The organism is Desulfuromonadales bacterium, assembly GCA_035620395.1.
In the GTDB taxonomy this organism is placed as follows: domain Bacteria; phylum Desulfobacterota; class Desulfuromonadia; order Desulfuromonadales; family DASPGW01; genus DASPGW01.
Genome location: DASPGW010000160.1, coordinates 1 through 15,478, shown reverse-complemented (window position 1 = coordinate 15,478; position 15,478 = coordinate 1). Strand labels below are relative to the sequence as shown.

At 65.2% G+C, this 15,478-nt stretch carries 8 protein-coding genes; 2 read left to right on the top strand and 6 right to left on the bottom strand.

The window, feature by feature from the left end; genetic code table 11:
• On the top strand, nt 1–200 hold a 200-nt coding region (locus VD811_08665; protein ID HXV21043.1), incomplete at its 5' end, for a hydrolase.
• Nucleotides 201–294: 94 nt separating this feature from the next.
• Here VD811_08665 and VD811_08660 read toward each other — a convergent pair.
• The 5 genes from VD811_08660 to VD811_08640 all read right to left on the bottom strand — a co-directional run bounded on the left by VD811_08660 (nt 295) and on the right by VD811_08640 (nt 10,939).
• Nucleotides 295–2,730 carry an EAL domain-containing protein gene (locus VD811_08660; protein ID HXV21042.1) on the bottom strand — a complete coding sequence of 812 codons (2,436 nt, stop codon included), beginning with the start codon at nt 2,728–2,730 and terminating at the stop codon, nt 295–297.
• Between the two features lie 43 nt (nt 2,731–2,773).
• Nucleotides 2,774–3,217, bottom strand: coding sequence for a response regulator (locus tag VD811_08655; protein HXV21041.1), 444 nt, complete (start codon nt 3,215–3,217; stop codon nt 2,774–2,776).
• A gap of 2 nt (nt 3,218–3,219) precedes the next feature.
• Nucleotides 3,220–5,184 (bottom strand): ATP-binding protein, encoded by a 1,965-nt coding sequence (locus VD811_08650; protein HXV21040.1) that lies wholly within the window; start codon nt 5,182–5,184, stop codon nt 3,220–3,222.
• Between the two features lie 155 nt (nt 5,185–5,339).
• Nucleotides 5,340–7,703 carry a diguanylate cyclase gene (locus tag VD811_08645; GenBank protein HXV21039.1) on the bottom strand — a complete coding sequence of 788 codons (2,364 nt, stop codon included), beginning with the start codon at nt 7,701–7,703 and terminating at the stop codon, nt 5,340–5,342.
• The gene (locus VD811_08640) at nt 7,700–10,939 is read right to left on the bottom strand and encodes an EAL domain-containing protein (GenBank protein HXV21038.1); all 3,240 of its coding nucleotides are present in this window, start codon (nt 10,937–10,939) and stop codon (nt 7,700–7,702) included. Before VD811_08640 ends, VD811_08645 begins: the two co-directional genes overlap by 4 nt.
• Nucleotides 10,940–11,177: 238 nt before the next feature.
• On the opposite strand from VD811_08640, the gene VD811_08635 reads away from it, so the two are divergent.
• Entirely contained in the window at nt 11,178–14,006 is a 2,829-nt protein-coding gene (locus VD811_08635; protein ID HXV21037.1) for a GPMC system transcriptional regulator, read from the top strand.
• A 35-nt stretch (nt 14,007–14,041) separates the two neighbouring features.
• Here VD811_08635 and VD811_08630 read toward each other — a convergent pair whose 3' ends face one another.
• Nucleotides 14,042–15,337 carry a pitrilysin family protein gene (locus VD811_08630; GenBank protein ID HXV21036.1) on the bottom strand — a complete coding sequence of 432 codons (1,296 nt, stop codon included), beginning with the start codon at nt 15,335–15,337 and terminating at the stop codon, nt 14,042–14,044.
• Between the last annotated feature and the right edge of the window lie 141 nt (nt 15,338–15,478).

Genomic DNA, 15,478 nt, shown 5'->3' with positions numbered 1-15,478 from the left:
CCGCCCTGGTCTATCCGGACCGGAAACTCGCCAGCGTCCAGCCCAAGTCGGTGCGCAAGCGCTTCAAGGAGAGGCAGTTCGCCGCCGGCGCCGACCGGGAGACCATCGCCGAATGCGAAAAGATCGGCATCCCGCTCGACGAGTTCTGCGAGATCTGCCTGCGGGCGATGCAGGAGGTGGCCGGTGATCTGGGGCTCTGACAGCGAAGGGGCGGCCGACTTGGCCGCCCCTCACCCAAACCCTCTACCCCGAGCGCCAAGCGCCGCCTCGCCGATACCGGCGAGCAGAGGCGCCTCAGGCGAGCCGTCGCCCTTCCCGCAGCAGGGCGGCGAACGCCTCGGCTGGTAGCGGCCGGCTGAAATAGTATCCCTGAAGACTGTCGCAACCGCAGTCGCGCAGAAAGTCGAGCTGTTCTCTCGTCTCCACCCCCTCGGCGATGGCATGCAGGCCGAGGCTGTGCGCGATGGCGACGATACTGGTGGCGACCGCGGCGGCGCTCGGATCGCCGGCCGCATCGCTGATGAAGGAGCGGTCGATCTTCAGGCAGTCGACGGGAAAGCGTCGCAGGTAGTTGAGGGAGGAATAGCCGGTGCCGAAGTCGTCCAGCGCCAGACTCACGCCCAGCGCCTTGAGTTGCTGCATGATGGCAGCTGCGGCCAGCGGATCGCGCATGATCATGCTCTCGGTCAGTTCCAGTTCCAGCAGGCGGGGCGCGATGCCGCCCTCCCGGAGGACGCGGTGCACGGTTTCGGCCAGATCGGCCTTGCGGAACTGCCGGGCCGAGAGGTTGACCGCCACCGGGACCACCGGCAACCCGGCGTCTTGCCAGGCCCGGACCTGGGCGCAGGCGGTGGCCAGCACCCAGTCGCCGATGGGGAGGATCAGACCGGTCTCCTCGGCGAGAGGGATGAACATCCCCGGTGCGATCAGGCCGCGCTGCGGATGCTGCCAGCGCAACAGGGCTTCGGCGCCAGCGATTTCGCCGCTGCCCAGGTCGACCTTGGGCTGGAAGTGCAGCAACAGCTCGCCGCGCTCCAGGGCGCGGCGCAGGTCGGCCTCCAGCTCCAGCCGTTCATGGACTCTCTGGTCCATCTTCGGGGCATAGAAGTGGAAGGTGTCCCCATCCTCCTTGGCCCGATACATGGCGAGGTCGGCATTGCGCAGCAGGGTCGCGCCGTCGGCGCCGTCCCGGGGATAGAGGCTGACGCCGATACTGGCGGTCACCGTAATCTCCCGGCCAGCGATTTGATAAGGCCGGGTCAGATTTTCCAGGATTTTTTTCGCCACCAGCCCGACATCATCCCCTTCGGCCACCTCGGCCAGCAGAATGACGAACTCGTCCCCCCCCATTCGCGCCACGGTGTCCGCTTCGCGCACGGCCTGTTCCAGCCGCCGGGCCACGCTGCGCAGCAGCTCGTCGCCGAAGCCGTGGCCGAGGCTGTCATTGATGACCTTGAAGCGGTCGAGGTCGAGCAGCAGCACCGCCACCAGCCGCTGGGAGCGGTTGGCAAAATGGATGGACTGCTCCAGGCGGTCCTGCAGCAGGGCCCGGTTGGCCAGCCCGGTCAGTTCGTCGTGGGTGGCCTGGTACCGAAGCTGCTCTTCTGCTCCCTTGCGCTCGGTGATGTCCCGGGCAAAGGAGAAGGAGACGGATTGCCCCTCGTATTCGAGGTAGTTGACGGTGACCTCGACCGGGAAGACGGACCCATCCTTGCGGCGATGCAGGGTCTCAATGGTCCCGGCCCCCGTGGACCGCATCTGCTTTCGGTGCTCCAGCCATCTCTCCCGGGAGAAAGTCGGATCGATGTCGAAGACCGTCAGGGCGCAGAGCTCCTGGCGGCTGTAGCCGAGGCTCGCGCAGGCCTGGTCGTTGGCCTCTGCGATGTTGCCGTTTTCATCGATCCGGAAGATGCCGATGGCGGCGTGCTCGATGCAGAACTGCGACAGGCGCAGGCCGGCTTCGGCCTTTTTCCGCTCGGTGATGTCATGGACGATGGAATAGAGCAGGGAGAGGCCGGACAGAGCGATCGGCCCGCTGAAGACTTCCACATCCCGGACCGATCCATCGGCCAGGCGGTGCCGAAAATGGAAGTGGCTGCGCTGCGCCCGGCGCGCCCGGTCCATTTCCGCCTGCACTTCGGCCGGGGAGAGCGTGTTGATCTCGCTCATCTTCTTGTGGCAGAGCTCCGCCTGGGTCCAGCCATAGTAGGCCGCTGCCGCCGGATTGGCGTCGGCAATCCAGCCGGTATCCGGATCGATCAGCAGCATGGCCGCATGGTTGTTCTCAAAGAGGTTCCGATAGCGCTCCTCGCTCTCCCGCAGCGTCGCCCCCGCCCGGCGATGTGCGTCGCGCAGACGCCGCTGCTCCAGCGCCATCAGGACCGCCGGCCCCAGCCGGCGGAGGTGATCCTTGAGGATGTAATCCCAGGCGCCGGCCTTCATGCAGGCCACGGCCGTCTCTTCGTTCATCGAACCGGTGACCAGAATGAAGGGGGTCTCGGGGACGAGCTCCAGCGCCAGCAGCAGCGCCGTCATGCCGTCAAACCCGGGCAGCTGATAGTCCGACAGGATCACATCGGGGCGAAAGGATGCGAGGGTCGAAAGAAAGTCGTCCCGGGTCTCGACGCGCCGGAACTCGGCCAAAGGCAGGACCTTGCGTACCTCCCGCTCATTGAGTTCGGCATCCGCCGGCAGATCTTCGACGATCAGAATTCGCGTTACATCGCCCATTCGGTCACCCTGCCTGTGCTCCAAAAAAAAGGTTGCGGCCATTTTACTGCGACGGCTGGTTCAGCAGCAGCCAGTAGAAGCCGAGTTGGCTCATGGCATCGAAAAAAGCGTCGAAATTGACCGGCTTGACCACGTAGCTGTTGGCGCCGAGGGCGTAGGCGGTCTGGATGTCGGGGTCTTCGCGGGAGGAGGTGACGACCACCACCGGGATCGACCGGGTCCGCGCATCCGCCTTGAACGCCCGCAGAACTTCGAGGCCGCTGACCTTGGGAAGTTTCAGGTCGAGGAGGATGACCTTGGGCGGATTGGTCATCTCCCGCTGGGCATAGGCGCCGCGGCAGAAGATGAAATCGAGGGCCTCGGCGCCGTCCTCCACGAGATGGAGCTGGTTGGCCAGGTTGCGCTTTTTGAGCGCCCGGATGGTCAGTTCGGCGTCATGGGGGTTGTCCTCGACCAGCAGAATGTCGACCGCCTGCGGATAGTCCATGCCTACATCCCTCCTTGCTTCAGGGTGAAATAAAAGGTCGCCCCCGCACCGGGGGCCCCTTCGGCCCAGACCTGGCCGCCGTGGAGGTGAACAACGCGCTGGACGATGGCCAGACCGACGCCGGTCCCCTCGAACTCCCGCGCGCTGTGCAGGCGCTGGAAGACGCCGAAGAGCTTGCCGGCGTAGCGCATGTCGAAACCGGCGCCATTGTCGTGAATCGAATAGATGATGGCGTCCCCCTCGCGACAGGCCTGAATCTCGATGCTTGCCCGCTCTGTTTTCCCTGAAAACTTGACGGCGTTGGCGAGCAGGTTGGCCCAGACCTGACGCAGCAGCGCCGGGTCGCCGGTCGCCGCCGGCAGGGGGCCGACGCGAAAGTCGATGCGCTCGCGCTCCTGCGGCGCCGTCACCTCGTCGAAGGTCGAACTGGCCAGGGACGCCATATCGATCGGCACGGGGTGCATCTCCACCCGGCCGAGACGGGAGAAGGTGAGCAGATCGTCAATCAGTTGGCCCATTCGGCGGGTATTGTCGCTGATGACCCCACAGACCCGTTGCCCCTCGGCATCGAGCTGGGGCGCGTGGTCTTCGAGCAGAATCCGGGTATAGCCGTCGACGGCCCGTAGCGGCGCCCGCAGGTCGTGGGAGACGGAGTAGGAGAAGGCCTCCAGTTCCTGGTTGGCGGCTTCCAGCTGGGCGGTGCGCTCGTCCACGCGCGCTTCCAGCTCCTCGTTGAGTTTGTGGATCTCTTCCTCGGCCCGCTTGCGCTCGGTGATGTCTTCGGAATAGATCGCAATCCCTTCCGGCATGGGCTGAATGATGAGCCTGAACCACCCCCGGGAACCGTCGGGAAAGACGAATTCATTCTCCAGATGATGGGTTGTCCGGTCTTCCATGCAGCTCTTTTCCAGATCGAAGACCCTGGTTGCTGTAATCCCGGGCCAGCACTCCATCACGGTTTTGCCCAGGAGCTCTTCTCCGGGCCGCCGGTTATGTCTGTCGGCGGTCGCGTTGAGATACAGATAGCGCCAATCGAAACCGATGATCTGGCAACCCTCCAGCATGGTGTCCAGGGTGTTGCGGTAATGCGCCTCGCTTTCCCGCAGCGCGGCGGCGTCGCGTTTGAGCGCCCAAAGGCCGTAACCCATGCCGAGGGCCAGGGCGATGCACAGCACCACCACAAGAAGCAGCTCTCCCCGCAAGGCGTCCGCCTCGATACCGACCAGACGCAGAATCACCCCGTGCCCCGGGGCCGACAGCGCCACCTCGCGTGTCCATTCCGTCCGCAGCGGGGAGGCAGGCCGCAGTTCGGCCAGCAGACTGCCGCCCTTCTCCAGCAACTGGACATGGTGCCGACGGGACACCGCCTGGGGAACGGTATGCTCGAGCAGCTGCGCGCAGGAATAGACGCCGGCGAACAGACCGAGAAATTCCTCGCCGCGAAAGACGGGTACCCACAATTCGAAGGAGGGTTTCCCCTGAATGGCCTCGAAGGGACGGGTGTAAACCGGCTGGCGCTGCTCCCGCGCCAGATGCGAGGCACGTTCCGGCTCGGGCAGGCTGAGCGCCAGGCCGATGATCTGTCGGTTGGGGGCCAGGGGGGCGGCATTTCGGATCACAAAATCCGCGTCCACCCAGGTGACGTTGAGCAATTCCGGATGATCGGTCACGTAGCGGCTGACACGCCACTGGAAATCATCGGCGCCGAGGGTGCCTCTTGCCCGCTCGGCGGCCAGCAGGAGGAGGTAATCCCGGTTCCCGTCCAACCGTAACCGGAGGCTTTCTCCCACCGAAATCGCGGCATCGGCCAGTTCGGCCTGCCGCTGCCGATGCCGGTCGGATTGCACCAGCCAGAGCAGCATCCCCAACACCAGCAGGAAGACACCGGACAGCAAGGCCGGGCCGAACCAGGTACCCAGCGACGAGCGGCGCGGCGAACGTCGAATGGCGGGAGGCGATACAGGCAAGCTGCTCTCCTGTGCAGACGATGGCAAACAAACTCACGCAAGCTTAACAAAATTGGTTTTAATTTTGGACCTACCCCGTAAAAAGCTGCCGCTTTTACAAGCAAAACCTCCCTTTATTTGCCTGACCGCCCCCGGGCAGGGACGCCGGCGCCGGGTCAGGGTTTCGCGTAAAAGCGGAACTGGTTGCGCCCCTGCTGTTTCGCCTCGTAGAGAGCGAGGTCGGCATATTTCAGCAGCGCTTCGCCCTCCTCCCCATCCCGGGGAAAGAGGGCCACCCCGATGCTGGTCGACACCGGCACCTCCCGCTCCGGGAGCCGCAGCGGCGCCTGCATCCTCTCGATGATCTTGCGGGCGACTTTCGTCACCCCCTCCGGCTCGGCGATGCCGGCAATGACGATGACGAACTCGTCCCCACCCATCCGCGCCACCGTATCGCTCCGGCGCACGCACCCTTCGAGCCGGCCGGCAAACCCCTTGAGGACCTGGTCCCCGATTTGGTGGCCGAGGGTATCGTTGATCTGCTTGAAAAGGTCGATATCGAGATACATCACGCCAACGGTCTGACCGTTGCGCCCGGCGTGGGCGAGAGCCTGCTGCAATCGGTCCTGCAGCAGCAGCCGGTTGGGCAGCCCGGTGAGGGAGTCATGGTGGGCCATCACCAAAATCTGCTCCTCGCTGAGCATGCGTTCGGTGATGTCCTCGTGGGCGACAACCACGCGCAGCGCTCCATTCCCGGCGAAACGGGTCACCCGGCCGACGAACCAGCGCCGCTCGAAGGGGGAGTGGCAGGGATACTCCAGGGTGAACTTCTCGCGGGTGCCGGCCAGGACCTCGCGGATGCCGGCGGCAAAAGCCCGCGCATCCTCCTCTCCTTCCCCCTTCGCCGCGGCGCAGACCTCCAGGTAGTTGGCCCCCTCGCAGACGTTGCCGGAGACGGGCGGGTTGGCATCGGCGAAGTCGCGCCAGGCGCGATTGACGGCAACGATGGTGCCGGAATTGTCGAGTATGGCGATGTGGGCCGCAAGGGCGTCCACCGTGGCGCGGGCGAAGCGTTCCGACTCGCGCAGCGATTCCTCCATGCGTTTGCGCTCGGTTATGTTTTCCTGTTCGCCGACATAATGGGTGATCCGGCCCTCCTCATCGGCGATCGGCGCGATGGTGGCGTCGGCCCAGTAATAGGTGCCGTCCTTCCGTTTGTTGTGGAACTCGCCCCGCCATTCCCGCCCGGAACGGATCGTCTCCCACAGCTCCTTGTAGACCTCCGGCGACTGCTCCCCCGACTTGAGGAGGCGGGGATTTTCTCCTCTCACCTCTTCGGAGCGGTAGCCGGTAGCCGCGCTGAAGGCGGGGTTGACGTACTCGATCTTCCCCTCCGTATCGGTGATGATGATCGCGGAGGGACTCTGCTCGACGGCCCGGGTCAGCTTGCGCAGTTCCCGGTCGGCCTGGCACAGCCGGGCCATCAGCTGGTTGAAGGCCTCTGCCAGTTCGCCGGTCTCGTCGCGCCTGCGCACCGCCAGCGGCGTCATGTCGCAGGCCCTGCCCGCCAGCTGTCGGATGTGGCCGGTCAACTGCCGCAGCGGCGAAGTCAGGTAGCGCATGCAGATCCAGATCAGGGCGAGCGAGAGGCAAATGGCGGCACCGGTCGCCAGTGCCGCATACTGGATGGCCCGGTTGACCGGCGCATGCGCCTCCGCCAGCGGATAGTTGGCGGCGAGAATCCAGTCGACCTTTTGCAGGCGCTTGAAGGAGACGAGAACAGATAATCCCCGCGAGGTGACCGTCTCACCCGTCCCTTCGAAATCCGCCATCGCCTGATCGAAAAGCGGGTTGGCGCCGATCGGCACATCCCGCTGGCCCGTGCGCTGCGGGTCCGGATGCACGACCAGCGTGCGGTCGGTGTTGACGAGGTAGAGATAGCCCTCCTTCCCCACCTTGACGCCGGCCAGTTGGGCCAGGAAATTGTTCCCCTTCAGGTCGAAACTGCCGGCCAACACCGCCATGACCTTGCCGGCGGCATCGAACACGGGGGCGGTGAAGACGACGACCGGATGCTGATGGACCTTGATCGAGAGAAAGGGGTCGGAGATGACTGGCCGGCCAGAGACGACCGTTTTCCGGAAAAAATCGCGGGCAGAGTAGTCCCACGTCCACATTTGCGGTTCCACATCGGAGCCGGCCAACATCTGCCCCGACAGGGAGAAGAGGAAGAGACCGTTGTCGAACAGCAGCGTCGTATCCTTTTCGTCGTCGATGAATTCCTGCGCCTGTACCCGACTTACGAGGTCCTCGGGCCCGATTCTCTCCGCCACCCCGACCAACTGCGACTGGACCAGGCCGATCTTGTCGTCCAGGTGGAAGGCGGTTTCCGCTACCAGAGTGAACTGGGCATCGGAGATGGTCTTCTTGAACTGGCCGACGAAATAGGCGTGGATGAAGAAGCCCAGCCCCGCAACGACCAAAATCATCAGCAGGGAGACGATCAGCGAGATTTTAACGTTCAGGTCGAGACGGGTCATTCGAGCCGGCGTCCCTCCCGCACCAGCGCGGCGAACGCTTCGGCCGGCAGCGGTTTGCTGAAGTAATACCCCTGAAATTTGTCGCAGCCGCAGTGGCGCAGAAAGTCGAGCTGTTCCTTCGTTTCCACTCCCTCGGCAATGGCGATCAGGCCGAGGCTGTGGGCGATGGCGACGACGCTGGTGGCCACCGCGGCGGCGCTGGCGTCGGTGGTGACATCGGTAATGAACGAACGGTCGATCTTCAGGCAGCCGACCGGGAAGCGGCGCAGATAGTTGAGGCTCGAATAGCCGGTGCCGAAGTCGTCGAGACAGAGCCCGACGCCGAGCTCCCTGAACCGGCGCATGGTTTCTGCAGCTCCCGCCGGGTCTTTCATGATCAGGCTCTCGGTCACCTCGAGCGAAAGGTACTGCGGCTCCAGGCCGGTTTCCCGCAGGGTTCGCTGCACCGTTTCAACCAGATCCGTCTCCAGGAACTGGCGGGCGGAGAGATTGGTCGCCACGAAAATGTGGGGAAGTCCTTCCAGTTGCCACTGCCGGTTCTGGCTGCAGGCGGTGCGCAGCACCCAGTCGCCGAGCGGCACGATCAGCCCGGTCTCCTCGGCCAGGGGGATGAAGGCACCGGGGGGGATGATTCCTTTCTCCGGGTGCTGCCAGCGCACCAGCGCCTCGCAGCCGGTGATCCGGCCGGAAGCGATATCGACCTTCGGCTGGTAGTGGAGAACGAACTCCTGACGCTCCAGGGCGCGGCGCAGGTCGGCCTCGAGGTCGAGGGTTTCCATGATGCGCAGGTTCATCTCCGGGGAGAAGAAGCGGAACGTGTTCCTGCCCTCCTCCTTGGCACGGTACATGGCGATGTCGGCATGGCGGATCAGGCTCTCGCCGTTCTGTCCGTCGGCGGGATAGAGGCTGATGCCGACGCTGGCGGTAACGTAGAGTTCGCGCTCGGCGACCGCGAACGGCCGGCGCAGAGCATTCTGGATCTTCTGCACCACCAGCCCGACATCCCCGACTTCGGCCACCTCGGCCAGCACGATGACGAACTCGTCGCCGCCGAGCCGGGCCACCGTATCGGCATCGCGCACACATGCTTTCAGCCGCTCGGCCACTCTCTGCAGCAGTACGTCACCCTGGCCGTGACCGAGACTTTCGTTGACGATCTTGAAGCGGTCGAGATCAAGCAGCAGGACGGCGACCAGCCGCTGCGAGCGGTCGGCATAGAGCAGGCTCTGCTGCAGGCGCTCGGCCAGCAGGTTGCGGTTGGCCAGGTCGGTCAGGGCGTCGTAGTTGGCCTGGTGCTCGAGCTGCTCCTCGTAGCGCTTGCGCGCGGTGACGTCGTCGAGGATGCCGACGAAGTGGGTCACCCTGCCGGCGGCATCGCGCACCGGTGCTACCGACAGTTCGCTCCAGAAGAGACTGCCGTCCTTGCGGTAACTGCGAACCACTCCTTCCGACTGCTCGCCCAGCCGCAGGCGCTCCCCGATGTCGACCAGTCCCTTCTGCTCGGTATCCGGGCCGGCAAGGAGGCGCGGACTGCGGCCGAGCATCTCGTCGGCTGGGTAGCCGGTGATGCGCTCGAAGGCCGGGTTGACGTAGAGGATCGGCACCCCGGGGCTGGCGGCGTCGCAGATCATGATGCCGTTGCTGCTCGCCTCGATCGCCCGGTTGCGCAGCCGCAGCGACTCCTCGGCCTGCTGCCGGGCGGCGGCAGTGCGCAGGGACGCGATGCCGTAGGCAAGATCCTCGGCCAGTTCGGAGAGGAGCTTCACCTCCTCCTGGTCAAAAGCCTCGGCGTCCGCGCTGCAGATGGTCAGCGCGCCGAGCGACTCCCCTCCGGAGCGCAACGGCAGGGAGATCATAGCCGAAATGTCGAGATCGTCGATCATCGCCCGCAGATGGGGAAAACGGGGATCCGTTCCTGGCTGCCGGCTCACCACGGTTTCCCCCTCGCGGATCGCCAGGGCGGTGGGGCCCCGCCCCTGCTCGTTGTCACCCCAACTCAACTGCAGCGTTTGCAGATAGTCGCCATTCGCGCCGGCGTGAGCGGCCACCTTGATCGTCCGGGCAGCGTCCAGGCGGGGGAAACCGACCCAGGCGAGAAGATAGCCCCCCAGGGAGACGAGGATGTCGCAAACCCCGTGCAGCAGCGTCTTTTCGTCGGTGGCTCGCACCAGCGTCTCGTTGCAGCGGGAGAGGACCTTGAGCGTCCGGTTGAGGCGGCGCATGCTCTCCTGGGCCCGAAGCGCATCGGTCACGTCGTGCGCCAGCACCAGCTTCGCCCCCCTTTCTTCAAACTCGAGAGCGTGGGTGATGATCTCGACGGAGATGATGCTGCCGTCCTTTTTCCGGTGGCGCCAGACCCCCGAACGGCCGACCCCGTCCGCCGGCTGCCGGGTATTCTCCAGCAGCGCCGGGACGTCTTCGGCGGGTCGAATGTCCTTGATGGTCAGGGCGAGGAACTCTTCGGGCGGGTAGCCGTAATGTTCCACGGCGGCATCGTTGACGGCCAGAATGCGCAGGGTCTCCAGGTCGTAGATCCACATGGGATGAGGGTTCTTCTCGAACAGGTGGCGATAGCGCTCCTCGCTCTCCCGGAGCGCCTCCTGGGCCCGCCGCAGTTCGCTGACGTCCTGGCTGACGACCAGCCCCCCGGTGATCTTCCCTTCTGCGTCCAGCAGGGGCATCGCCGAGTGGAGGACGGTCTTGCGGGCGCCGTCGAAGCTCTCGATGTCGATCAGCTCATTAAGGGAGGTTTCGCCCCTGCGGATGGCCCGGGCCATCCCCCACTCTTCGGCGGCGATGCGTTCGCCGGTCTCCGTCCACCATCCCTTGTACTGGCCGTAGTCGCCGATGCCGACCAGCCGCACCTCGCCCCAGATCTCCTCCCCGGCGGGGTTGTGCATCACGATGTTGCCTTCACGGTCGGCAATCCAGACGCCGACCGGCATCGTCTGGACGATTTTCTGCAGAAGACCTTCCTTTTCGCGCAACACTTTTCCGGCGGCGGCCAGCGACGAGAAGGAACGCCGGATCAGAACGAACAGGAGAACCGCCGTCACCGCGACGAACAGTCCACCCTTGAAGGTCTGGATGCGCCAGGCGGCGGATTCCCCGGTCAGCCGAAGCACCGCCCAGTCGGAGAGGACGATCCAGATGATTGCCACCACGGCATAGATGAGGCATATCCGCAGGGCCGTTCCGCCGGCCGAGGGCGATCGCCCGCCTTCTTCTGTCTTCATCGCATTCCCCCAACTCCTTGCTCTTCGCTGCCCTGACGCCGCAGCATTGAACCGCTTTACGCCTTCGCCACATCCGAAACCTCGGCGCATTGGAAAAGTCTACCAATTTATTTTCATTTGTCTGTATTTTCCGCCGTTTCCGGCCCGCCGAAAGTACAATCTTCCCGCCCCCTTTGACAAAGCCTTGCCAACCGCCCTATACTCTCCGAGTACTTTATCTACACACCTGGAGAGCCCCATGGACTCAGCCGTCGTTTCCCGCCTCGCCCTGCTGTCGCAGAAGATCCGCAGCTACGGCAAGGAGAACATCGAAGACATCCTGCACGTGGCGCTGGAGGCGGTCAACCTCGTCACCCACATGAACCGCTGCCGCATCTACCTGGAAGACCTCACCAGCGGCAGCCTCGCCTGCGCCGCCGTCACCGGCCTGCAGGCCAAGGCGATCCGCGAGCAGGCCTTTCCCATCAATACCACCGATTTTCTCGTCTCCCGCGTCTACGTCACCCAGGAGGAGGCCCAGGTGGAGGACATGGCGACCTTCCCCAGCGCCTTTGCCCGGCAGCTGGCCGAACGCTTCGCCATCCGCTCCAGCTACCACCTGCCGCTGCTGCACAAGGGGCGCTCGGTGGGGGTGCTCTGCATCGACAGCAGTCGCAAGGGACAGCTGCCGGCCGAGGCCCAGCGGCGGGCCATCAAGGGCTTCTTCGACGAGGTGGTACCGGTCATCGACCAGGCCCGCCAGTACCACCAGCAGATCTTGCTGGCCCGCCGGGTCGACGAGGCGAAGAAGAAGGAGGCGGCCTTCACCATGGTCAAGTCGGCGGTGCGGCTGATCGACAAGCTCTCGCTGGCCTCGGTGCTGATCCCCTCGCCGCTGGCGCCGGGAGCGGGGGAGGAAGGGCTGCAGGTGCTCGCCTCCTACTCCAAGGAGCGCGAGGCGAGGCTGCTCTACGAGGACGAGAAACTGATCAGCCTGGGACCGGGCAAGTCGCTGCTGTCGCGCTACATCAACAGCGCCGGCATCATCGTCGACGACACCCTGCTCTCCCCCCTCTACTTTCCCGACCTCCCCTCCGAAACCCTGCTGCAGAAGCGCTACCTCACCGAGGAGTTGGGGATGAAGTCGCTCTACGTGGTGCCCAGGTACGAGCCGCGCAGCCGACGGGTAATCTGCCTGGTCAACTACTTCACCCGCGAGGCCTACCACTTCAGCGACTTTGAAAAGGGGCTGCTCGAGGCGCACGCCGAGATGGCGCAGCGGGTCATCCAGGAGATCGGCGAGGAGCACATGGAGATCCAGGTGCTGGCCGAGATCAACGATCTGCTGCAGGAGAAGTTCGAGGGATCGCAGACCTTTCTCTCGCGCATCCTCTCGAAGGCGGCCGAACTGATCGGCGCCGACACCGGCAGCATCGCCCTGGTGCGCGAGCAGGAGGGCGAGAAGTGGCTGGTGGTGGAGGAGTCGGACGGCCGGCTGGTGGGGGCGAAGAGCAAGGAGTGGCTGAAGAAGAATATTCCGCCGATCCGCGTCGGCGGCCACAAGCTGCCGCCGGAGGAGCGCAGCCTCACCGGCTACGTGGCCTTCTCCGGCCGACCCTACCTGGTGGCGGATACCGCCGAGGAGAAACGCTCGGGTGGCTTCTACCGGGAGATCACCGAGGTGATCAAGAGCGAGATCGCCGTCCCCGTCGTCTGCGACGACCAGGTGATCGCCGTCATCTGCCTCGACAGCCTGCGCCCCTGGCACTTCACCGACGAGCACAAGCGCATCCTGCTGATCATCGAACGGATGATCGCCCGCCACCTCTCGGACCTGCTGCGCATCGAGAAGCTGACCACCGAGGTCAACCGGCTGCGCAGCGATGTCGGTTACAAGGACCCGAAGATCTCCTCCTACAAGCTGGGCAACATCATCGGCAACTCGGCCAAGGCCAACGAAGTGGTCGGTTTCATCCACCGCATCACCCCGCCGATCTTCAACCGCATCGCCATGTGGACCCAGCGCGACCTCCAGGAGGCGACCCTGGGACTGCCGTCCATCCTCATCACCGGCGACACCGGCAGCGGCAAGGAGTTCCTCTTCAACAACATCTTCTCCCGCCTCAACGAGATGTACCAGGAGAAGTTCGACCCGCGCGGCGAGCTGCCGGTGAAGAAGACCAACATCGCCGCCTACAGCGGCGAGCTGACCTACTCGGAGCTCTTCGGCCACAAACGCGGCGCCTTCACCGGCGCCCACACCGACCGCAAGGGCATCCTGGAGGAGGCGCACGGCGGCGTCGTCTTCCTCGACGAGATCGGCGACGCCGACCCCAAGACGCAGGTGCAGTTGCTGCGTTTCCTCGACAACGGCGGCTTTGTCCGGCTCGGCGAGAACACCACCCGCTACGCCCGGGTGCTGCTCGTGGCGGCCACCAACCGCAATCTGCGGCAGCTGATCCGCGAGGGGAAATTCCGCGAGGACCTCTTCCACCGCCTCTCGGAGCTGACCATGGAGGTCCCTTCCCTCAACCAGCGCCGCGAGGATATCCCCGACCTCGCCACCCATTTTCTCGGCAAGCTCTACCTGGTCTACAAGAAGCCCGATGAGGGGGAGGAGGATGCCCCGGTTCTCAGCCGCGGCGCCCAGCTGCTGCTCGCCCAGCACCACTTCACCGGCAACGTCCGGGAGCTGCGCAGCATCCTGCTGCGTGCCCTCTTCTTCAGGAAGGGACGCATCATTTCCGAGGAGGATATCCGCCAGGCGCGGGGGAACCAGGAGATGGGGGAGAAGGAGGAGGGAGCGGTGGAGCGGTTGACGGAGCAGGCGGCGCGGGAGATTTTCGCCGCCATCGCCCGCGGCGAGCAGGACTTCTGGAGCGCCGTCCACCTCCCCTATTCGGAAAACCGCATCTCGCGGGACGTGGTGGCGCAGGTCGTGGACCTGGCCCGGGCCCAGGGCGCAGCCACCATGCCGAAGGCGGCGGAGCTGCTGCGCGCCTGCGATCCGCGCAGCGACGACGATGAAGAGCGAAAAACCTTCTTCAAGTTCAAGAACTTCTTGTACAAGACGATCAAGATTTCCTGAATGGTCGGTCGGACCCGTCGGACGGGTCCGACCGGTCAGACGCCCTTCCGATACCCCGTAAGCAGCTTCTCCACCATTTTGCGGTCCTTCGCTCCGAAGGGTCCGGCAAAGGCGACCTTGAGGGCGCCGGGGACGAACAGCTCGCGTGCCGTCGCCAGCAGCGTTTCGGCGTCGGCGCCGGCAATCTCCCGCCGGTCCGCATCCAGTGTCCGCAGGTAGCCGACCAGTTCCCCCCAGCCGTAGCGCACGGTCATGTCGTCCGCATGGTCCCGGCTGAAGTCGAGGTCGTAGAGGTAGCTGCGCACCACGCGGGCCAGTTCCGCCTCCCCCACCGGCTCGCAGCAGATTTCGGTCAGGACCGCCAGGACCTCGCCTGCCGCCGCTGCCAGGTTTTCCGGCGCGACGGAGAAGTCGATGGAGAAGCAGCCGCACTCCTCGAACAGGGAGAGGTTGGCCTCGATGCTGTAGGTCAGGCCGAGTGTCTCGCGCAGCCGCAGCATCAGGCGCGAGGTGCCGCCGCCGGAGAGAATCCGGCGCAGCACGCGCAACGAGACGGCGTGCGGGCTCTGCCGGCCGGGGAGGCGAAAGGCGAACTGGACGGAGACCTGGGAGTCGGAGTCGTGCACCCAGATCGCCTCGGGCGAGCCTTGCCCGTCACTGCCGGGATGCAGTTGGGTCGGCGGGACGGCCGCCCCCTGCCAGTCACCGAAATGCTCGGCGGCGGCCGCCGTGACCGCCTCGTGGCCCACCGGGCCGGCAACGACCAGCACCGCGTTCCCGGGGGTGTAGTAGGCGGCGTGGTAGCGGCGCAGGTCCTCCGGGCCGATGCCGCGGATTGAATCCCGGCTGCCGATGGTCGGCAGGCTCAGCGGGTGGCCGGGCCAGAGCAGCCGGGCCGTCAGGTTGTCGGGGTTGACCTCCTCGCCGCGCTCGTTGAGATCCTCCAGTGCTTCCTCGAGGATGATCCGACGTTCGATCTCCAGGTCGGCGAGCAGCGGCCGGCGCAGCATGGAAGCGAAGAGGGCCGCCGCTTCGGCGATCCGGTCGGGATGCAGGCGCGAGTGGTAGCAGGTGGTTTCGGCATCGGTGGCGGCGTTGACCGCGCCGCCGATCGCCTCGAAGGCCCGCTCCAGCTCGAGGCTGGTCGGAAAGTCGCCGGTGCCGCGGAAGATCATGTGCTCGAGAAAGTGGGAAATCCCCGCCGTGGCGAGTTCCTCGTTGCGACCGCCGACCTTGACGTAGCAGGCCATCTCGGCGCTGTGCAGGTGCGGCATTTCCACGGTCACCACGCGCAGGCCGTTGGCGAGGGTCTCCTTGCGGTATTCATTCATGCGGACATCGCTCGGGGAGTGAAGGGAAGGGGATCATGGCGCCGTTGTGCCGTCATGACGAGAGCCGGAATAGAGAAAATCCCGACCGCCGCCGGGTTTGCGGCTGAGGCGGACCAGGACCAGGATATGCGCGGCAAACAA